Genomic DNA, 20,401 nt, shown 5'->3' with positions numbered 1-20,401 from the left:
ATCAACCTTTGACAGAGCCTGCCATCAAACCGCGTACGAAATAGCGGCCAGCGACGACATAGACGAGAAGAGTGGGAAGGGCGGCAAGGATCGCACCGGCAAAGTGCACGTTGTATTCCTTGACCCCCGTTGAAGACTGCACGAGGTTGTTCAGTGCAACGGTCATGGGCTGACTGTCGAAATCTGCAAAAGAGGCACCGAACAGGAAGTCGTTCCAGATGTTGGTGAACTGCCAGATCACGCTGACCACGATAATCGGCCCGGACGATGGCAACAGGATGCGCCAGAAAATCTGGAAAAAGCCCGCCCCATCGATCTGAGCTGCACGCACCAATTCCGTTGGAAAGGCCGCGTAGTAGTTGCGGAAATACAGCGTCGTAAAGCCAACACCATAGACCAGATGCACCAGCACCAGCCCCCATGTGGATCCTGCCAGGCCGATCAGGCCCAGAACACGTGCCATCGGGATCAGCACGATTTGAAACGGAATGAAGCATGCAAACAGCATCAAACCAAACAGGATCGTATCCCCACGGAAGCGCCATTTGGTCAGAACATAACCGTTCAAGGCCCCCAAAGCTGTTGAGAGCACAACCGCAGGAACCACCATCTTGATCGAGTTCCAGAAATACGGCTTGAGCCCGGTTTGGTTCACGCCTACCTGAGCTTCGGACCAGGCTTTCTTCCATGCCTCGACCGTCCAGACCTCGGGCAAGGCGATGATGTTGCCGCCTGTAATCTCGCTCAGGGGTTTGAGCGAATTGATGACCATTACAAATAGCGGCAGCAGGTAGAACAGCGCAAAGACCAACAGGGTGACGTAGATCAGCGTGCGCGTGACGCGCCCTGTTTTGATTGCGGTATCTTGTGTTGCGACAGACATTACTTCTTCTCCCGCAATTCGGCATACAGGTACGGGATCATGATGGCGGCGATCGTCATCAGCATGATCACAGCCGAGGCGGCCCCGATCCCCATCTGGTTACGCGTGAACGTGTAGGAATACATGAAGGTCGCGGGCAACTCGGTCGCTCGGCCGGGGCCGCCACCGGTCAACGCGATTACAAGGTCATAGCTTTTGATCGCCAGGTGACTGAGGATCACAAAAGCCGACAGGAAGGCAGGCCGCAGTTGCGGAATGATGATGCGACGATAGAGGTTCCAGTTCGACGCCCCATCCATCTGAGCCGCCTTCAGAATTTCATTGTCGATCCCACGTAAACCAGCCAGGAACATGGCCATTACAAAACCGCTGGTTTGCCAAACGGCGGCAAGCACCACCGTGTAGATCGCGAAATCCCTGTTCTTGATCCAATTGAACTGGAATTCCGTGAAACCCCAGACATGCATCGTGTTTTCGATACCGATCCCGGGGTCCAGCATCCATTTCCACGCGGTGCCCGTTACGATAAAGCTCAGCGCCATGGGATAGAGGTAAATAGTGCGCAAACCGCCTTCGACCCGGATCTTCTGATCCAGAAAAATCGCCAGGCCCAATCCGATCACGCAACAGATTATGATGTAGAGCGAAGCGAAAACCCCAAGGTTGGTGATCGCGATGCTCCAATGGCTCAGCCGGAAAAGCTTGTCGTAGTTTTCGAACCCAACCATGCCGTAGGTCGGCAGGATCCGGCTGTCAGTGAAGGACAGATACACTGTGAACAGGATGAACCCGTACACGAATATCAGCACCATCGCCAATGATGGGGACAGAACCAATTTGGGTATCCAGTTTTGCAGACGGGTTTTGAAATCCGCCTCAGCCGGAATCGACATGAGCTGCCTCTTGGATTGGGACAAAGGGAACGGTGTACCGGGGCGGGCTTAACCTCCGCCCCGGTGCAAGGCCGTTATTTTGCGATCGAGACCGCGTCGACCAGTTCGGTCACTGCTGTTTCGCTGTCGTACTCGCCGTTGAAATGCGCTGTAACGACATCATAGATCGCGTTTTTGACCGAGGCCGGGGCCGAGTGGCCATGCGCCATGGATCCAAACAGGTTGCCCGACGCGGCAGCCGCAGCCAGATCTTTCATCCCCTGCTTACCACAGGCGTCAAAGTCGGCATCGCTGACATCGGTACGGGCTGGAACCGAGCCCTTGACGACGTTGAAAGCCGACTGGAACGACGGCGACAGGATCGCGCTGGCAAGTGCTGCCTGCTCGGTTGAAACCGTACCACCCTGGTCAAACATCGCGAATTGGTCGGCGTTGAATGTCACCTGATCCGCAGTGCCGGGGAAGCGGAAGCACAGAAAGTCTTCGCCAGGAACCTTACCCGCGTTCAGGAATTCACCCTTGGCCCAGTCGCCCATCATCTGGAAGCCTGCTTCGCCATTGATGACCATTGCAGTCGCAAGGTTCCAATCGCGGCCCGAGAAGTTCTCGTCCACGTTGTCACGAATAAACGCCATACGTTCAAACGACTTCTTCATGCCATCCGAACCCAGCGCTTCTTCGTCCAGATCGATGAAGGCAGCTTTGTAACCTTCGGGACCCATTGTGGACATGACCACCGCGTCAAAAACAGTTGCATCCTGCCACGCCTGACCACCATGTGCGATCGGGGTGACTCCAGCCTCTTTCAAGGTGTTTACGGCTGCTTCGAATTCTTCCCATGACGTCGGAGGCGCGATGCCGTTTGCATCCAGAACCGCCTTGTTGGCCCATACCCAGTTTGTCGAGTGCACGTTAACCGGCGCTGAGATCCACTTTCCATCATGCTTGGCAAACGCTTTCAGCGCATCCGGCACCACCTCATCCCAGCCTTCCTGGGCAGCAACGGCGTTCAGGTCCGCCAAAGCACCTTCTGCAGCCCAATCCTGAATGTCAAAACCCAGCATTTGCACAGCTGTCGGTGCGTTACCGGCTGTGACGCGTGCACGCAAAACTGTCATCGCGCTTTCACCACCGCCACCAGCGACAGGCATGTCCTGCCAACCGATACCCTGACCTTCAAGGTCACCTTTCAGAACGTTCAAAGCAGCCGCTTCACCACCCGACGTCCACCAGTGTAGAACCTCGACTTCGGCGGCAGATGCGGCACCGGCCGTCAGCGCCAGCGCTGTCGTCGCTTTCAGAACAAATTTACGCATTTGGTTTCCTCCCTTATTGCGTATTATCGACCCTCTTTCGGGGCTAGATCCAATTGGTGCGCGTGCGGCCAATCCGCATTTGCACAGTCTTCACTTCCAGAAACTCCTCAAGGCCGTAACGGCCCAACTCCCGTCCCTGTCCGCTTTCTTTGACCCCACCAAACGGTAGTTCGGCAAAGCCATCCATCCAAGTATTCGTCCAGATCGTCCCTGCTTGCGCCCGCCGCGCGAAGGCAAGACAGGTGTGTACGTTTTCGCTCCAGACACCGGCTGACAAGCCGTAATTGGCATCGTTCACCAGAGCGATGGCTTCGTCCAGTGTTTTGAATGTCAAAACCGACAAAACCGGGCCGAACACCTCTTCCCGGGCGATCGGCATGTCCGGGGTCAGGCCAGATACGACGGTGGGCCCGTAAAACGCCCCGGGCAAGCCGTCGATTGTGATCGGTGCACCGCCGAGGTCTATCGTTGCGCCAGCGGCGCGTGCCTCTTGCACGTAACCGTCGATCTTTGCCTGATGCCCATCGTGGATGATCGCACCAACCTTGGTTTCAGGATCCAGCGGATCGCCAAATGGCACCTTGCGCGACAGGGCAACCACGCGATCTGTAACCTCACGCGCGATATCCTCATGTACAATGATCCGACTGCCAGAGTTGCAGCATTCGCCTGCGTTGAAATAGACGCCGAACACAATGGCATCCACCGCGCTGTCCAGATCGGCATCCGGGAAAATAACCTGCGGGTTCTTGCCGCCCAGTTCAGACGACACCTTTTTCAGCGTGTCCCCCGCCGCCTTTTCGATCGCTTTGCCAACAGCCGTCGACCCGGTGAAACTGACCATGTCCACCCGCGGGTCGGTTGTCAGGACTGACCCGACCGGATCACCAAAACCATTGACGATGTTGACCACACCGGCGGGTAATCCGGCCTCGATCAAAAGCTCTCCCAGAATGGCGGTGGTCGAGGGCGTCAGTTCCGAGGGTTTCACGACACAGGTACAGCCTGCAGCCAGCGCAAAGGGCACCTTCTGGCTAACGATCAGGAACGGGAAATTCCACGGCGTAATCAACGAAACCACGCCAATCGGTTCTTTCAGCACAACACCCAGCATGTCCGCGCCAAGGCTGTTATGGCTGTCGCCATGCAGGGTGCGAGCCAACGCTGCCGCGTAGCGCCAGATATCCGCCGCGCCTTCGATCTCGGCCAAAGCCTGCGAAATGGGTTTGCCACTTTCCAACACTTCAAGCCGGGCGATACGCGCGCGCTCGCGGTCAATCAGCTCGGCAACCTTCAGCAAAAGGGTCGAGCGGTCCTTGCCAGACATGTCAGACCAAACGCCGCTGTCAAACGCGTTGCGCGCGGCCGCGATGGCGCGCTCTGCATCGGCTGCGTCCCCTTTGGCAATACGCGATACAAGCGTTCCGTGCGCAGGCGAATGACGTTCGAAGACCTCGCCATTCCCGTCCGTCCAGTCACCTGCAATCAGATGCCGAACCGAGTTGACAGGGTCCGCAGGTGCCGCTTTGGCTGCAATCAAAGTCAGGTCGTGTTCACTCATCTCTTCAAAGTCCTGAGAAATTCGGGGGCCGCTTATCACGGAAGGCATCCACCCCTTCTTGTCTGTCATCGGATGCGCTGATGGCGGCACCGCCCAAAGCCTCGATCAGTGCGGCGCTGTCTTCGCCAACCCCGGCATGGATCATGTTCTTTGTGATTTCGGTGGAGCGCGGCGATAGCGTGGCAACCTTGTCTGCCAGTTCCAGCGCGCGTTCCAAGGGGGTTTCCGTCACCTCAGCCACGAAGCCAAGCGCCTGCGCGCGGTCCGCCGGGATCTGGCGGCCAAACAGAGCCATTTCCTTGACGACGGGTTCCGGCAACAAACGCATCAGGCGTTGCGTGCCGGACCAGCCTGGGGCAATGCCCACCCCGGCCTCGGGCAGCGCAATGCGCCCTTTCGGGGCCATGACCCGAATGTCACAGGCTGCGGCCAATTCCAGCCCGCCGCCCATCGTGTGCCCGTTTAACGCACCTATCGTGGGCTTTGACAAACGTGCGAGACGGTCAAAAATACGATGACCGTCCCGCACCCAGGAACGGGCAAAGCCCGCGGGAGGTAAGGGGCCCCAGGCGAGGATATCAGCGCCTGTACAAAACGCTTTGGGTCCGGTGCCAGTCACAATCACAGCCCGGATGTCGTCACGAAGATCAAGGTCGCGCAAATAGTCTTCGAGACGGTGCAGCATCGGAATATCCAACGCGTTCAGCTTGGCCTCGTTATCCAGCCGAAGCACCGCAGTGGTGCCGTGGATATCCAGCACAACATCGCTCATAGCGCCAACCCCATGGGGGCGTCGCGCAACAAGCTTAACGGCATGAGGGTGGCGTTTTCGGCGATGGTGACACGCCCGCCAGACGCCGCAACAATATCGCGATCAGGATCAATGCCCGGCATGATTTCTATGGCCTTCAGCCCATCATCGGTCAGGCGGATGACACAGCGTTCCGTGATGTAGATGACGTCCTGTTGCAGTTCACGTGCACGGTTGCCAGCGAAGGTCACGTGTTCAACCGCTTCTACCATCTTGGTGAATTTGCCCGGCTTGGTGATCGTCAACCCGTCATCGTTGATTTCGAACTGTGCGCCCGCTTCAAAAAACCCTGAAAAGACCAGTTTTCGGGCGTGAGAGACGATATCAACGAAACCGCCACACCCTGCTGTCAGGTAAGGCTTCTTACCCAGTTTTGAGACATTTACGTTGCCCTCTACGTCCACCTCCATAAACGACAAGAAGGAAACGTCGAACCCGCCACCCTGAAAGTAGATGAACTGCTGGGGACTGGGCACATAGCCGTCTGCGTTCGAGGCACAGCCAAAGGCAAACCCAGTTAGCGGGACACCCCCCACTGCACCCTGTTCAATGGCCCATGTAACGGCCCCGGCATGGCCTTCTTCCAGAAGGATGCGCGGAACCATCGCCGAAATACCAAAACCCAGGTTCGCAGTCTGGCCCCGCTTCAGCTCCATCGCCGCGCGGCGGGCCATGACCTTTTCCACCGACAGTTCGGGGATCGTAAAGCTGTCCATAGGCCGCGAAATCTCGCCCGAGATTGCCGGATCATGCAGCGTCTGCGTGGTTTGCATCTGACCCGGGTCCACAACCACCATATCAACCAGATGACCGGGGACCCGTACGTCATGCGGGTTCAAAGACCCGGCCTTGGTCAGACGTTTGACCTGAGCAATCACCAAACCACCATGATTGCGCACTGCGATGGCTTGCTCGAGCCCACCCAGATATGCGCCTTCGTGCTCATAGGTCAGGTTTCCATTTTCGTCAGCGGTGGTCGCCCGCAGGATTGCGACATCTGGAATGACATTTGGAAAATACAGCCAGGTTTGATCGTTGAATTCCCTCCGTTCGACGATGGGTTTTGCCGCAGCGACCGCGTTCATCGCACACCCTTCGCGGATCGGATCAACAAAAGTCTCAAGGCCGACCTGTGTCAGCACGCCGGGCCGGTGGGCGGCCACATCACGGTGCATATCAAACAGGATACCGGAGGGAATATTATAAGCCTCGACACGGTCCTCGACGATCATCTTCCAGATCGCGGGCATCTCAAGCGAGGATGGGCCGGACGGGTAGCTACCCGCCAATACACGGGCCAAGAGCCCATCTTTGGCGATATGGTCGATCCCCTTGATCCCATACATATCGCCCGCTGCAATCGGGTGCAGCGTCGTCAGGTTGCGCGGATGACCTTCGGCTTCGAACCGCTCTCCGATGGCGCGCAAAAGCATATCCGGGCACCCCAGCCCAGACGAAGACGAGACCGTAACAACCGCTCCATCCTGAATGGCGGCGACAGCATCCGAAACAGATGTAAACTTGGACATCAGCTCAGAGCCCCCCATAGTCGACATCAACCGCGCGACCGGTTGAGGCAGACTCTTTTACAGCCAACGCTACGGCCAGCGATTTGACACCGTCCACACCAGATGCGGCGGGTTCGCCCTCGCCCGCCACAGCCGCCGCGAATTTAGCGACAGACCGGACATAGAGATTGTGATCAGAGAAAGGCACGTCCCGCTCTTCGCCATCCTTGCGCAGGGTTATCTGACCCACCGGCTGCTGCGTCATTACATTGCGTGCAATGATCGAACCCTCAGTCCCGTGCACCTCGAACGAGGTCTGAGCATGGCGGATCGTAAACCCTTCGTGGGTCTGGACCAAAACGCCCGATGGCATCCGCCAGACGGACATACAGGTATCTTCAACCCCCTGCCCCATGCTCTCGGATCGTTCCATCGCCGTGACTGTCTGAGGGTCTTCCCCCAACAGGAATCGCACCGTGTCCGCGTCATGCACGACGATATCGGGGATGACGCCACCCCCCGCAGCCGGGTTGTTGATGCGCCAGCCTTGCAGGAAGGGTGGCAGGTAAACCGCATGCGCCACCCGCACCGCCTGAACTGTTCCGATGGCTCCATCGGTTGCCAGTTCGCGGATTTTCAGGTGCGACCCCGCGTTGCGCAGATGATGGTTGGTCGCCAGCAACACGCCCTTTGCGCTGGCCGCATCGACCATGTCCTTGGCATCACTCAGCGTCATCGCAAGAGGTTTTTCGCACAGCACGTGCTTGCCGGCCTCAATCGCAGCCATCGCCTGCGGCAGATGCAACTCATTCGTTGTCGAGATATACACGGCGTCAATCGAAGGGTCTGCCAGCAGCCCCTTTAGGTCCGTGGTGCTGTGGTCGATGCCATGCTCAGACGCATAGGCCGCGCCGCGTTTCTCGTCCGAACTGAGGACGGTGGCAATCTGATGAGAGGACTGCGCACGGATGGCCGCAATCATATGCTGCGATGCGACCGTACTTGCGCCGATCAAGCCCCACCTCATGTCGTCCCCTCCCCGAAATTAGAACGTTCCAAATGTGTTAATTGGAACGTTCTAAATAGTCAACACCCGACTGGCGGTGTTTTTTTCGTTCAAGGATGAATGAAATTGCCCTAATCAGTCCATTATAAGAAATACGCCCATCGCGCCCAGGGTCTACTTTATTAATCGTAACAACTCGTCAGGCTTACTGATAGCCATTGCTGCGTCTGCTCAGCAGCTTAGTAGGGTAGCGTGTCAAATACTAAAACCTAAAGCGCCAATTTCCTGAAAAACCCGCCTAATTTTTTCGAGTGCATTTCGCAACGCGCTTTCATAACAACCTCGGAATTGTGACTTGGCACCCTGACGCGACGGGTGTAACAGGCCCCATCCCGGTCGCAGCCTACCCGGGTAACAAAACAAGGGTTCAAAATATGAAAACGATCGTAATCTGCTCAGGCGGGCTGGATTCGGTATCGCTGGCGCATATTGTGGCAAGTGATCACCACCTCTTTGGTCTGATCTCATTTGATTATGGGCAGCGCCACCGCAAAGAACTGGACTATGCCGCTGCTTGCGCACAGCGTCTTGGTGTGCCCCATGACATCATCGACCTCAGGCCAGTTGGCGCAGTGCTGACCGGGTCCGCTCTGACAGACAATGTGGATGTGCCTGACGGGCACTACGCCGAAGAAAGTATGAAGGTAACCGTCGTACCAAACCGAAACGCAATCATGTTGACGGTCGCGTTTGGCGCGGCTGCGGCGCGCGGGGCGGATGCCGTAGCGACTGCGGTACATGGTGGGGATCACTTTATTTATCCAGATTGCCGCCCGGCCTTTACCCAAGCGTTTGAAGCCATGCAAAAACAGGCTTTGGACGGGTACGCCGACGTGTCTCTGTTCACGCCGTTTGTCCATCGCAGCAAGGCTGATATCGTGACCGAAGGTGCGCGCGTGAATACGCCGTTTGCCCAGACCTGGTCTTGCTACAAAGGCGGCGAGCATCACTGCGGCCGCTGCGGCACCTGCGTTGAACGGCGCGAGGCGTTCCATTTGGCCGGTATATCGGACCCAACGGTTTATGAAGACCCCGATTTCTGGATGTCGGCCACGGCTCAGAAGGAAAGCGCCTGATGTACCGGATCACCAAAGAGTTTCATTTTTCGGCCTCCCACCAGTTGACCCACCTGCCCGAGGATCATCAATGCGCCCGGATGCACGGCCACAACTATGTGGTCGAGGTCGAGCTGGCCGCAAAGGACCTGAACCGCGATGGATTCGTTCGCGACTATGGTGAGCTGAAGTCCCTCAAGACTTATATCGACGACACGTTTGATCATCGCCACCTCAACGATGTGATGAACATACTGACGACCGCCGAGAACCTAGCGCGTCACTTCTATGAGTGGTGTGTGGCGCGTTGGCCCGAAACGGCCGCCGTCCGGGTCAGTGAAACGCCGAAAACCTGGGCTGAGTATCGCCCGTGACCCGGTTGCGCATCGCTGAAATCTTTGGGCCGACCATTCAGGGCGAAGGCGCACTGATCGGAGAGCCCACAGTCTTTGTTCGCTCGGGCGGGTGTGACTATCGGTGCAGCTGGTGCGACAGCGTGCATGCGGTTGACCCCGTTTATCGCAACGAATGGGCTGCCATGACAACCGACTCCGTATGGGACCGGGTGCGCGAGCTTTCCGGCGGGCGCCCCCTTACGGTATCTTTGTCCGGGGGGAACCCGGCAATCCAGAACTTTGCGCCGTTGATCGCTCTTGGCATGGCCGATGGGTATCGTTTTGCCTGCGAAACCCAGGGGTCGATTGCGAAACCTTGGTTTGGCGACCTGGATACACTGGTGCTCAGCCCAAAGCCACCCTCGAGCGGGGAAAACGTGGATTGGGCCGCGTTTGACGCATGCCTCGTAGCCGCAGAATCATGCGCGAAAACTGTGCTTAAGATCGTTGTCTTTGACGACACCGACTATGACTGGGCGCGCGCAGTAGCAAAACGCTACCCCTCTCTGCCCTTGTACCTGCAACCGGGCAATGCCGAGGTTGACCCCGACCTTCCCGTCGATCCGCAAGCCCTGTCGGATCGTTTGCTTTGGCTGGTCGAGAAAGTCACCGCCGACGGTTGGTTCAGCCCCAGAGTCTTACCACAGCTGCACGTCTTATTGTGGGGCAATAAACGCGGGGTTTGACCCGCGAAGGAGTTTGATATGGAAACCATCTACAGCGACCTGACACAACTTGGCGGCAAAACCGAACTGCCAGCATCGCCCGAAGCAGCCGAACTTGAACGTGTCCAGAACCCGCAGGCGGACATCGACTATTGCGTGCGGTTTACCGCACCTGAATTTACGTCGCTTTGCCCCATGACCGGACAACCAGATTTTGCGCATCTGGTGATCGACTATGTGCCCGGCGATTGGCTGGTCGAGTCAAAATCCCTGAAGCTGTTCCTTGGATCGTTCCGCAACCACGGTGCCTTTCACGAAGACTGCACTGTTTCTATAGCGCGCCGTCTGGTTTCGTTTTTGGACCCACGCTGGTTGCGAATTGGGGGGTATTGGTACCCACGCGGCGGCATCCCCATCGACGTGTTCTGGCAAACGGCTGAAACACCGTCTCACGTCTGGATCCCGGATCAGGGGGTTCCACCCTATCGCGGTCGCGGATAAGGTTTACAGCGCTTATATTTGGGTGGTTCATACTCACTAGCTGAACTGGATCAGTTAGGGGTTGGACCACCCTCAGCTTAGGCTTTTAGCCCGGCAATCCACATCCGTTTACGTTCAAATACACTGAGTACAACGAGCTGGTACCCGCAGCGAATAAGCGGTTCAACTTCGCCCCTCCGAAACAGACGTTGCCGACCATCTCGGGGATGTGAACCTTTCCGATCAAGTCACCCTGCGGGTTCAGACAATGGATTCCATCGGCCGCCGAGCTCCAGATGCGGCCATGCCGGTCGGGTCTGAAACCGTCAAACACACCGGCAGAGCATTCGGCAAACACCTCTCCTCCGCTCAGGGTTTTACCATCCGTTGAGACAGCAAATTTGCGGATATGAGCCGGCCCATCAGGATCATGTGTTATGCCAGTGTCCGACACGAATAGCGTGCTTTCATCTGGGGAAAACGCCAAGCCGTTGGGTTTCACAAAATCGGTTGCTACAGCGACAACCTCGCCAGTGTCCGGGTCAACACGATAGACATGGCAGGCTCCAATTTCGCTTTCGGCGCGCTCGCCTTCATAATCCATCATGATCCCGTAGGATGGATCGGTAAACCAGACGGACCCATCGGATTTCACAACAACATCGTTCGGAGAATTCAGACGCTTGCCCTGCCACGCGTCAGCCAGAACAGTGATTGAGCCGTCATGTTCTGTGCGGGTCACACGGCGGGTCAGATGTTCGCAGGATACCAACCGTCCTTGCGCATCAACTGTGTTGCCGTTTGTATTGTTTGACGGTTGGCGGAAAACAGAGACGGAGCCATCCGTGTCATCCCAACGCATCAGACGGTTATTGGGAATATCGGACCAAACCAAATAGCGCCCTGCCGCGAACCAAGCGGGGCCTTCGGACCAGCGCGCACCGGTCCATAGTCTTTCGACCCGCGCATGGCCAATAAAGCAGGCCCCAAATTCCTTTTCGATAACCTCGAACCCTGTACCATCCAGCACGCCAAACATTATTCAGTCCCTTTCTCAGGCATATCGCCCGGTCTGATCGTAGCCCATCCTGCCTTTGGCATATCGTTGCCCGGAAGATTTGGGTCCGGTCCCCAAATAGCTTGGTAGGTATCAAAAGCCCTGCCCTGACGCTCTAAGCGCAAAGCTATAATGCCAAGAACGAACCAATATATGACTATGGCCAGCCACATCCACCGAGGGGCATTTGCCGCCCATAACCCGGATAAGATAGCGCCGACCAGAACCGGAATAGCGGCGTATCCTATAGCACGGTGGATGCGTTCAAAGATTTGTCGGCGGCGGGTCATGTCAAAATGGTCCCCTGCCCCGCTAACAGGATCGGTCGGGCCACCTTTGGTACCGCGGGCGAGACCGCCAAGCAGTTGAACTGCTCCAAAGCTCAGCACAAGGTACCCAAGAAATCGGTGTGGCGCGGGGTCAGTATTCGGCCCAAACCATAGGATCAAAATCGCAGGCACCGACACAAACAGCACAAACCCCAGCCCGAAGCGATGGATATGCCACCAGGTTGGATTATCCAGTTCCCTGGGCCAGTCCTGCCCCGGCATTATTTTGAAGTAACGTGCTGCGATTATGGCCGCCGGACAAATTATGCCCCACCCCAACACCATCAGGCGTGCGTGCCACGACAGGGCGAAACCAACATCGTGGCCCCGCCCTGCATCAATGGGTGACAGCAGCCATTCTGTCATACGCGACCAGCCCTAGCCTTTAAGCTCGTCAGGCAACAGGATGTCTGGAATGTTCTGATAGCTCACAGGTCTTAACCACCGCACGATGCCCAGTGTCCCAACCGATGTTGCACGAACATCTGTACTGGCCGGATAGGGTCCGCCATGCATCATGGCAGAGCAAACCTCGACCCCTGTAGGATAGCCGTTAGCCAACAGACGACCTGCCTTTTCCTCAAGAATTGGCATCAGAGACTTGGCCAACGCGGCATCTGAATCGTCCATGTGCAAGGTCAGCGTAAGTTGCCCTTCCAGACATTCCGCCACTTGTTGCATCTGCTCAGTGTCATCGCAAAGGACGATAATGCCAGCAGCGCCAAACACTTCGTGTTGCAGCTTGGGGTTTGCCATCCATTCTGCAGCGTTGACTTTGAACAATGCCGGCACCGCCGCGCGTTTGCCGGTCGCTGCACTGCAGGACGTAACCTCGGTCATCAGATCACGGAATTCACGAACGCCTTGTTCATAGGCCTCGTGGATACCGTCGGTCAGCATCTTCTGCTCCGCAGTGTCATTCAATGCGGCGACACAGGCGGCTTCCAACGCGTCTGCTGCGGGGCCTTTGACCATGACCGCAACGCCGGGATTGGTGCAGAACTGCCCTGCTCCCATAGTTAGCGAAGCCGCCCAGCCCGCGCCGATTTCAGCGGCACGCGCTTCCATCGCGGCTGGCAAACAGAACATAGGGTTGACCGACCCAAGCTCACCATAAAACGGGATCGGATTGGGGCGCGCGTGGCACAGATCGTAAAGCGCCCTGCCCCCGGCAAGCGATCCGGTAAAGCCGACTGCGGTGATGTCCGGGTGCTGGACGAGGGCCGAGCCGACCTCACGCCCCGATCCCTGCACCATCTGGAATGTGGCTGAGGGCATGCCGCAAATCTCGATGGCCTTGGAGATGGCTTGGGCGACCAGTTCGGCGGTACCGGCATGGGCGCTGTGGCCCTTGACGATGACCGGGCATCCTGCGGCCAAGGCCGAAGCGGTGTCCCCGCCCGCCGTGGAGAAGGCGAGCGGGAAGTTCGACGCACCAAAGACGGCCACGGGGCCAATAGCTTTGTGCGTCAGGCGCAGATCAGGACGGGGGAGAGGTGTCCGATCGGGGATTGCGCCATCTTTACGGGTATCAAGGTAATGGGTGTCTTCGATCAGGTCGGCGAACATGCGCAGCTGGCCTGTGGTGCGACCTCTTTCACCCACCAGCCGTGCTTCGGGCAGGCCAGTCTCGGCCATGCCGGTTTGGGTAATCTCATCCCCCAACACATCCATCTGGTCGGCAATCGCGCGCAGGAACACCGCACGCTCAGCCCGTGATTTGCCGGAATAGGCGCGGAAGTCGCGCCGTGCGGCCTTGCAGGCCTCATTCACCTGCGCAGTGGTGGCTTGCGCAAAGCTTTGGCCCTCAAGGTCGTCAGAAGCGCGCAGGTTATCTGATCCGACCCAATTGCCGTCGATCAGGTTTTGTCCAAGGATCATCTTACTTTCCCCATTTCAGGACCATCGGGTCCAGTGGTTTCAAAAGGTCTATCAAACGCTGACGGATCGCCGGTTGCAGCGGATCAATCGGGTGGCGGCAGAATTCGGATCCGATGACCCCACCTTCGACCATCGCGGCCTTGCAGGATTGCCAGCCGCATTGACGGTTTTCATGGTTGATCACCATCGCTACACGGCCATACGCGGCGGTCGCCTCGTCAATGCGGCCCGCGTGGTGATGGGTGATCACCGGCTTGATCTGATCCACGATCATGCCCGAGGTCATAGACCCCGTGGCCCCTGCATCCAGATCGGCCAGCAAGGTGATGCCTTCCTCGCCATCAAAGGGGCCCTCAATCGCCTCGCCGCCTTCGGCAATCAGCGCCCGCAGCTTGTTGGCCGCACGGGGGCATTCGATCTTGAACAGTTTCACCATCTCGATCTCTTGCGCCATACGCACCAGCAGAGGCACCGGCAGGTCGACACCCGACAAAGGTGCATCCTGCACCATGATCGGAATGCCGACCTCGCCCACTGCTGCAAACTGTTGATAGGTCTGCTGTGCATTCCCCTTCAGAAGCGCCCCGTGATAGGGCGGCATCATCATCACGATATCCGCACCCAGATCCTTGGCGAACTGCGCCCGTTCAACCGCGATCTGGGTTGCAAAATGGCTGATCGTCACGATCATCGGCACACGTCCTGCGACATGCTCAAGGCTCAGCCGGGTCAGGATCGCGCGTTCCTCGTCCGAGATCAGAAACTGTTCCGAGAAATTGGCCAGCACGCAAATCCCGTCCGCGCCCTGATCGATCAGGCAATCCAGAACGCGCTTCATCCCTTCCAGATCAAGCGTGCCGTCATCGTGGAACGGTGTCGGCGCAACGGGCCAGATACCGGTATAGCTCATGGATTACTCCGTAATCTCAAAGTGTTTCAGGTGTTTGTCCGTGATCTCAATCCCCAGACCGGGCTTATTGTCATCCAGATCAAGGAAGCCGTCCACAGCTTCGGGGTCGCCTTCGAAGATATAGTAGAACAGCTCATTCCCCACCTCGACATCGAAGACGGGGAAGTATTCGCTGATCATGCAATTCGCGTTGGCCATGGTCAGGTGATAGTTGTGCATCTGCCCGGCATGCGGGATGACCGGTATCTGATGCGCCTCGGCAATCGCGTTGATCTTTTGTGCAGCCGTAATGCCGCCTACGCGGTTGGTGTCATATTGCAGGACGCTGACGGCCTTTTTCTCAATCAAGTCCTTGCAGCCGATGATCGAGAATTCATGCTCCCCGCCCGAGATCGGGATGATGTTCATCGCGTTCAGCTCACGATAGCCTTCAACATCATCGGCAATCACCGGCTCTTCCAGCCAGCGGGGTTCGTATTTGACCAGTTTGGGCAGCATCCGCTTGGTGTAGTCCAGGTTCCAGCCCATATAACATTCGACCATCAGATCGGCGTCATAGCCGATAACCTCACGCACAGCTTCAACCCGTTTGAGGTTTTCGCGCATGCCCGCCATGCCGTCCTTGGGCCCCCAGCCGAACCGCATCTTATAGGCGGAATAGCCGTTCTTTTGCGCCTCGGCGGCCTCAGCCTGCATCACGTCGATGGGGCCGGAATAAAGCTTGGAGTAATAGACCGGGATCTTTTCTTTGGTACGTCCGCCCAACAGTTTGAACACGGGCTTACCGGCCAGCTTGCCCATCAGATCCCAGATCGCCAGATCAACAGCAGAGATCGCGATCATCCCGATCCCCTTGCGCCCCCAGGCGTGGCTGCGGCGATACATTTTCTCCCACAGATAGGCGTAGTCAAACGGGTCCTCCCCAATCACCAGCGGGGCGAACCATTCGTCAATCGCAGCTTTGACAACCGAGGGCGCGAGGGCTGCGTTGCCGATGCCCACCGTGCCGTCATCGGTCTCGATCTCGCAGGTCAGCCATTGGTGGAACCGGAAGGACGACATCGCATCGCCCTTTTCATAGAGCGCGTCCGAGGCGTTGGTGCAGAAATTGCCGGTGGGTGGCACGGTGGGGCCGGTCCAGTTCCAGACGCGGGTGCGTACGGATTTAATCTTGGTCATCTTGGTCCTCTCAGTCCGCGCTGCGTTCGGCGCGATGTGTTTTGGCCATGCGCACCAGCAGGTCGAACGCCTGCCGTGTTGCGCCCGGATTGGCCTTGTTCTGTCCGGCAATATCAAAAGCGGTTCCATGGGCTGGGGTTGCGACCGGGATGGGCAGCCCGCCTGCGACGGTCACACCGCGTTCAAAACCCATCAGCTTGATCGCGATCTGGCCCTGGTCGTGATACATGGTCACGACAGCATCCACCTCACCGCGTTGCGCCTTCAGGAACACCGTGTCCGAGGGCCACGGCCCCGTCACATTCATCTGTTTTTTCTGCGCCTTGCGGACGGCAGGTTCCAGAATGTCGATCTCTTCCCGACCAAACTTGCCATTGTCGCCCGCATGCGGATTCAACGCCGCAACCGCGATATTCGGGCGCGCCTTGCCCGCCTTGCGCAGCGTGTCATTGGCCAGATTAACAGCCTTCAATATCCCCTCTTCGGTGATATTGGCCGCCACGTCCTTAAGCCCGATATGAGAGGTCACACGGGTCGTCATCAACTCATCCAGAACATTCAGTTCCGAGTGATAACCGGTATGCCCCATGTACCGCGCCATATAGCGGTGCTCATCTTCGGCATTCAGGCCCGCAGCGGTCATCGCAGCCTTGTTGAAGGGGCCAAACAGGATGCCGTCCACCTGACCCGCCATGGCAAGATCCAACGCCTTGTCCAGACAGCGCAGCGCGGTGGTGCCCCCTTCAACCGTGACCTCGGCGATCTGCACGTCTTCGGGTGCGATCGTATCCAGCTCTAGATGGCTAAGACCAGGTTGACCCGCCACCTCGGCCACCGTGTTCAAAGGCACCTCCAGATCGGCCTGCTCGGCGCCGCGCTGCCATAGGTGGCTGTCACCGACCAACACGATATCGGCAGCGTCCTGCACGCCCTCCTGATTGAGCAGTTTGGCAATCAACTCGGGCCCAATACCGGACGGGTCTCCGGGGACTATGGCAATACGGGGCTTGGTCATGCCGCATTCTCCCAGTGTTTGGAAAATCCATCGGGCAGGATGACCATCACGTCCGGTTCCTCGCCCGTGTCAAAGGTCTGCACCACTTCGAACGTATCAAGGTTGAACCGCTGCACCTGCTCGCAATCGATGGCGATATAGGCGAATGCGGCCTCGTCATCGATGCATAGCGCCAGCGGATTTGCCGGGGTTTTCTGTTCGTGCAGCATCTCACCCGTCGCTTCATCAAAGACCGAGAACGAGCCGCCGAAATGGTTCATCGTCACCAGCCGGTTGCGTTTTCCGTCATAGTAAATGCGGCAGGGATCATCCGGCGTTGGAAAGGTGCGCTCGATCTCAAGCGTGTCGGTATTGATCACCGCGACCGTGTTCGAAATGCGTTGCGAGGTATAAAGCGTGTGCACATCTTCACGCAGGCACCGCCCCTCGGGCTTTTGTCCGGTCTTGATCGAGATCGGCGCAACCGAAGCGTCATAAGGGTTGAACACCGTCACATCGCCCGAGGTCAGGTTCATCGAATAGGCCGTGTGCCCGTCCTTGGTCAGCGCGAACAGATGGCATTTTGTGCCCCCCGTGGGGGTGATGTGATCCCATCCCTGATCGAAGGCACGCGGGTTTTCTTTTACAAGCAGATGACCAGTCCATTCCGACAGGACATAAAGCCGCCCCTGCCCGTCCAACCCGATACCATGCGGGCGTGCGTGTTCGCCCAGATCGTAGGTGTGCACGATTTCTTGTTTGCGGATGTCGATCACGATGACGGAACGGCCATCAATGCCATCAATGCCCGAGTTCTGCACGCCGTAATGGCCGACATAGGCATAGTGGAAATCTGCGTCGACAACGAATTCATGAGGGAAATGCGGCAAATCCAAACGCCCCTGCAGGGCGCCGGTTTCAATGTCATACCAACTCACACAGTGGCTGCACTTCTCGATCAACATCATGGATTGCGCCATTCAAACTTCCTCCGGTCGCAACTTTTCATTGGTATCCGTGGCCAGCCACTCGCAAGCTGGCCACGGATGGTTTCTCAGCGTTCCAGAGCTCCAACGCCCGAAAAGCGGAATGCTTCCTGTTCCAGCGCGTTTAACTCATCGGCGCTCATCTGGTCATGAGCAACCGTTATCCGGCCAAGAAATACAAAGGGCAATTCGTCCTGACGACCTTCCATATGCGCCTTGATCGCCTCGGCGGTGGCCGCGCCTACGTCATCGCCCATACGCATGGGTGTCGCGTCCAGCTCACCCCGGCGGATCGCATCCAGCTCAAGGCCTGTGCCGCCCCAGCCAGTGGAGAAAACGTCTTTCTCTTTGCCGACCGCAACCTGAGCTTCAACGGATCCCATCGCCATCGCGGTGTTCGCGTTGTGGATGATCGTCGCCTCTGGATAGGCCTGCAGGATCAGGCTGGTACCCTCAAAGCCACCTTCACGTTGATATTCACCATAGTGTTCGTAAACGGTGGTCCAGTTTCCTTTATCTTCAACGCAGGCCTTGAAATCGCCCGAGCGTTGATCGTCGGTGATACCCGGAATGCCGCGGTTCATCGCCATTGTCACATCGTTGCCTAGACGCTCCAGCATATAGTCGCACATGGTCAGCGCACCTGCGGCTGAGCTGAAGTCGAACCACGCGTCAGGCTGATTGGTCAGATCCTTGGGCGGCGTGTGAAAGGCCCAGACGAATGTGGCAAAGCCATCATTACCAGCCATCTTGTCGATATTGTCGGCCTGAATGGCCAGCTCCGACGGGCCGAAGATGACGAAGTCATACAGGTCCGCATCCTGCACCACCTGATTGGCATAGGTCGATTGCAGGCTGTGTTCGATCTGGCGGCTGGCGAATTCGGTCGTTTCATACTCGATCCCCAGCTCATCCAGACGTTTTGTCATCGCCAGGTAGTTGCGCGCCCAAAAGTCAGAGGTATCCGCAGACGGATAAATCAGCGCGATCTGTAGCGGCCCGTCCTGTGCACCGGAATAAGGCACGGCTGCGGCGCCAGTGGTCGCCTGCAGCGCCTCAAGCTTACCTTCAGCATTCACTTCACCCGGCACCCAGTAATCGCGATCTGCGATGCCCGGTAGTTCCCTGAGTGGCAGATTGCTTTCTGCCATGGCGGCCGCTGCACACAGGCAAAACGCGCTTGTCGTCAGTAGTGCTTTGTTCAATTGTTTCACGGTAAGTCCTCCCTTTCGCGAACATTGTGGGGTCTTGCAGGTGCGCCGAGGCTCCTACCTCTCGGCGCACCATCTTTTTTGTTGCCTTAGCCGCTTGGCGTAGGCGCGGTTGCCAGTCCCGCCCCAAGGGCCAGCAACAGGATCAGTGCGCCAATCAGCGCGGCTGAAAAACGGATGAGTTTTTGTGCTTCTTTGCTACGCAGCGCAGACATCAGGCCATGCGCGCCATCCCGGTCCTTCTTCTGCATCCAGGTGTAGAGCGCGACCGAGCTGACGATCACCACGCCCGAGGCGACGGATTGCCAGAAGAATTCGATCCGCAAAGTCACCAGCGCATTGATCATCATCGACAGCAGCAACACACCGGCCAGCGAACCCAGCATCGAGGCCCGTCCGCCGAACAGGGACGTTCCGCCCACAACCACCGCCGCGATGACGTGCAGGTTGAAATATGGGGCCGAGGTCGCCTGGATCGCGTTCAGTTTACCCGTCAGCATCACGCCCGCCATTGCCGCCGCAGCGCCCATCAGCACATAAGCATATATCTTGTGGCGATCGACCGCGACGCCGGTCATCTCACTGGCCTCGGGGTTCGAACCGATGGCAATTGTGTAGCGTCCGAAATAGGTGCGGGTCAGAACCACATAGCCAACGGCCATGGTGATCAGGCCGAGCACGACAGGCACGGGGATAAAGCCGGGGATTTGGCCGCGCCCGATCTCAGTGATCAGATCGGGGAAACGCGCCAGCACCAGACCTTTGGCAATGACCAGCGCCAGACCGCGATAGACAAGGTCCATGGCCAGCGTGCCGATTAAGTCCGGCACTTTGAACCGGGTGATAACCAGACCGTTGATCAGGCCCATGATTGCGCCCATCAGAATGGCCAGCGGCACGGCGATCCACGCGGGAAACCCATATTGCTTGACCAGAAACGCCATCAGAATGGCCGACAGTGCCGCGACCGAGCCAATCGACAGATCAATCCCGCGCTGCGTGATCACAAAGGTCATCGCCATGGCCATCGGCATATATAGCGCCGCATCCAGCAAGATCAGGTTCAGGTTTGTCAGGCGAAAATACCGAGCGGGTTCCGCAATCCCCATGAAAATCAGGATCGCGAGGATCATGACCATCGGACCAATGAAAGCCAGATAGGGCTCCAGCCGGTCCATGATGGTTCGTTCGGGATGCGTGGTTGTTGTCGACATCTGGTTC

Annotated in this window: 20 protein-coding genes; 4 read left to right on the top strand and 16 right to left on the bottom strand. The window is 57.6% G+C overall.

The features are described 5' to 3' along the window. Position 1: 1 nt before the first annotated feature. From ACR0DG_RS13065 to ACR0DG_RS13035, 7 genes are all read right to left on the bottom strand, one after another. Positions 2-883 carry a carbohydrate ABC transporter permease gene (locus tag ACR0DG_RS13065; RefSeq protein ID WP_480696649.1) on the bottom strand — a complete coding sequence of 294 codons (882 nt, stop codon included), beginning with the start codon at positions 881-883 and terminating at the stop codon, positions 2-4. Then, positions 883-1,776, bottom strand: a complete 894-nt coding sequence (locus ACR0DG_RS13060; protein ID WP_480696651.1) for a carbohydrate ABC transporter permease — start codon at positions 1,774-1,776, stop codon at positions 883-885. Before ACR0DG_RS13060 ends, ACR0DG_RS13065 begins: the two co-directional genes overlap by 1 nt. Positions 1,777-1,850: 74 nt before the next feature. Then, on the bottom strand, positions 1,851-3,092 hold the full coding sequence (locus ACR0DG_RS13055; RefSeq protein WP_480696653.1) for an ABC transporter substrate-binding protein: 1,242 nt from the start codon (positions 3,090-3,092) through the stop codon (positions 1,851-1,853). Positions 3,093-3,135: 43 nt separating this feature from the next. Beyond that, positions 3,136-4,653 carry an aldehyde dehydrogenase family protein gene (locus ACR0DG_RS13050; protein ID WP_480696655.1) on the bottom strand — a complete coding sequence of 506 codons (1,518 nt, stop codon included), beginning with the start codon at positions 4,651-4,653 and terminating at the stop codon, positions 3,136-3,138. Between the two features lie 4 nt (positions 4,654-4,657). Further along, the gene (locus ACR0DG_RS13045; protein WP_480696657.1) at positions 4,658-5,425 is read right to left on the bottom strand and encodes an enoyl-CoA hydratase/isomerase family protein; all 768 of its coding nucleotides are present in this window, start codon (positions 5,423-5,425) and stop codon (positions 4,658-4,660) included. Continuing rightward, complete coding sequence (locus tag ACR0DG_RS13040; RefSeq protein WP_480696659.1) at positions 5,422-6,993, bottom strand: acyl CoA:acetate/3-ketoacid CoA transferase; 1,572 nt, start codon at positions 6,991-6,993, stop codon at positions 5,422-5,424. Before ACR0DG_RS13040 ends, ACR0DG_RS13045 begins: the two co-directional genes overlap by 4 nt. A gap of 4 nt (positions 6,994-6,997) precedes the next feature. After that, entirely contained in the window at positions 6,998-7,999 is a 1,002-nt protein-coding gene (locus tag ACR0DG_RS13035) for a Gfo/Idh/MocA family protein (RefSeq protein ID WP_480696661.1), read from the bottom strand. Positions 8,000-8,412: 413 nt separating this feature from the next. On the opposite strand from ACR0DG_RS13035, the gene queC reads away from it, so the two are divergent. Genes queC through queF form a run of 4 tightly spaced genes read left to right on the top strand, consistent with a single transcriptional unit; the run spans position 8,413 to position 10,654 of the window. Further along, positions 8,413-9,114, top strand: a complete 702-nt coding sequence (queC, locus tag ACR0DG_RS13030) for a 7-cyano-7-deazaguanine synthase QueC (RefSeq protein WP_480696663.1) — start codon at positions 8,413-8,415, stop codon at positions 9,112-9,114. Further along, positions 9,114-9,467, top strand: coding sequence for a 6-carboxytetrahydropterin synthase QueD (gene queD, locus ACR0DG_RS13025; RefSeq protein ID WP_480696665.1), 354 nt, complete (start codon positions 9,114-9,116; stop codon positions 9,465-9,467). Before queC ends, queD begins: the two co-directional genes overlap by 1 nt. Then, positions 9,464-10,174, top strand: a complete 711-nt coding sequence (gene queE / locus ACR0DG_RS13020) for a 7-carboxy-7-deazaguanine synthase QueE (RefSeq protein WP_480696667.1) — start codon at positions 9,464-9,466, stop codon at positions 10,172-10,174. Before queD ends, queE begins: the two co-directional genes overlap by 4 nt. An 18-nt stretch (positions 10,175-10,192) precedes the next feature. After that, positions 10,193-10,654 carry a preQ(1) synthase gene (queF, locus tag ACR0DG_RS13015; protein ID WP_480696669.1) on the top strand — a complete coding sequence of 154 codons (462 nt, stop codon included), beginning with the start codon at positions 10,193-10,195 and terminating at the stop codon, positions 10,652-10,654. Between the two features lie 85 nt (positions 10,655-10,739). Here the strand turns inward: queF and ACR0DG_RS13010 are convergent, their stop codons facing one another. The 9 genes from ACR0DG_RS13010 to ACR0DG_RS12970 form a co-directional block, all read right to left on the bottom strand. Then, positions 10,740-11,672, bottom strand: coding sequence for an SMP-30/gluconolactonase/LRE family protein (locus ACR0DG_RS13010; RefSeq protein WP_480696671.1), 933 nt, complete (start codon positions 11,670-11,672; stop codon positions 10,740-10,742). After that, positions 11,672-12,385 carry a cytochrome b561 domain-containing protein gene (locus ACR0DG_RS13005; protein ID WP_480696673.1) on the bottom strand — a complete coding sequence of 238 codons (714 nt, stop codon included), beginning with the start codon at positions 12,383-12,385 and terminating at the stop codon, positions 11,672-11,674. Before ACR0DG_RS13005 ends, ACR0DG_RS13010 begins: the two co-directional genes overlap by 1 nt. Before the next feature lie 12 nt (positions 12,386-12,397). Further along, positions 12,398-13,900, bottom strand: a complete 1,503-nt coding sequence (locus ACR0DG_RS13000; protein ID WP_480696675.1) for an aldehyde dehydrogenase (NADP(+)) — start codon at positions 13,898-13,900, stop codon at positions 12,398-12,400. A 1-nt stretch (position 13,901) separates the two neighbouring features. Next, the gene (locus tag ACR0DG_RS12995; RefSeq protein ID WP_480696677.1) at positions 13,902-14,810 is read right to left on the bottom strand and encodes a dihydrodipicolinate synthase family protein; all 909 of its coding nucleotides are present in this window, start codon (positions 14,808-14,810) and stop codon (positions 13,902-13,904) included. A 3-nt stretch (positions 14,811-14,813) separates the two neighbouring features. After that, positions 14,814-15,989 (bottom strand): L-rhamnonate dehydratase, encoded by a 1,176-nt coding sequence (locus ACR0DG_RS12990; protein WP_480696679.1) that lies wholly within the window; start codon positions 15,987-15,989, stop codon positions 14,814-14,816. Positions 15,990-15,999: 10 nt separating this feature from the next. Further along, on the bottom strand, positions 16,000-17,004 hold the full coding sequence (locus ACR0DG_RS12985) for a 4-hydroxythreonine-4-phosphate dehydrogenase PdxA (protein WP_480696681.1): 1,005 nt from the start codon (positions 17,002-17,004) through the stop codon (positions 16,000-16,002). Further along, a complete protein-coding gene (locus ACR0DG_RS12980; RefSeq protein ID WP_480696683.1) occupies positions 17,001-17,963 on the bottom strand; it encodes a YncE family protein in 963 nt (320 codons plus the stop codon). The genes ACR0DG_RS12985 and ACR0DG_RS12980 overlap by 4 nt, the downstream gene beginning before the upstream one ends. Positions 17,964-18,037: 74 nt before the next feature. Next, positions 18,038-19,183 carry a substrate-binding domain-containing protein gene (locus ACR0DG_RS12975; RefSeq protein ID WP_480696685.1) on the bottom strand — a complete coding sequence of 382 codons (1,146 nt, stop codon included), beginning with the start codon at positions 19,181-19,183 and terminating at the stop codon, positions 18,038-18,040. An 86-nt stretch (positions 19,184-19,269) separates the two neighbouring features. Next, on the bottom strand, positions 19,270-20,394 hold the full coding sequence (locus ACR0DG_RS12970; RefSeq protein ID WP_480696687.1) for an ABC transporter permease: 1,125 nt from the start codon (positions 20,392-20,394) through the stop codon (positions 19,270-19,272). Between the last annotated feature and the right edge of the window lie 7 nt (positions 20,395-20,401).

The organism is Ruegeria sp. BG8, from assembly GCF_056538325.1.
Note: the sequence above shows the minus strand (reverse complement) of the source record. Positions and strands in the feature narration are given on the sequence as shown.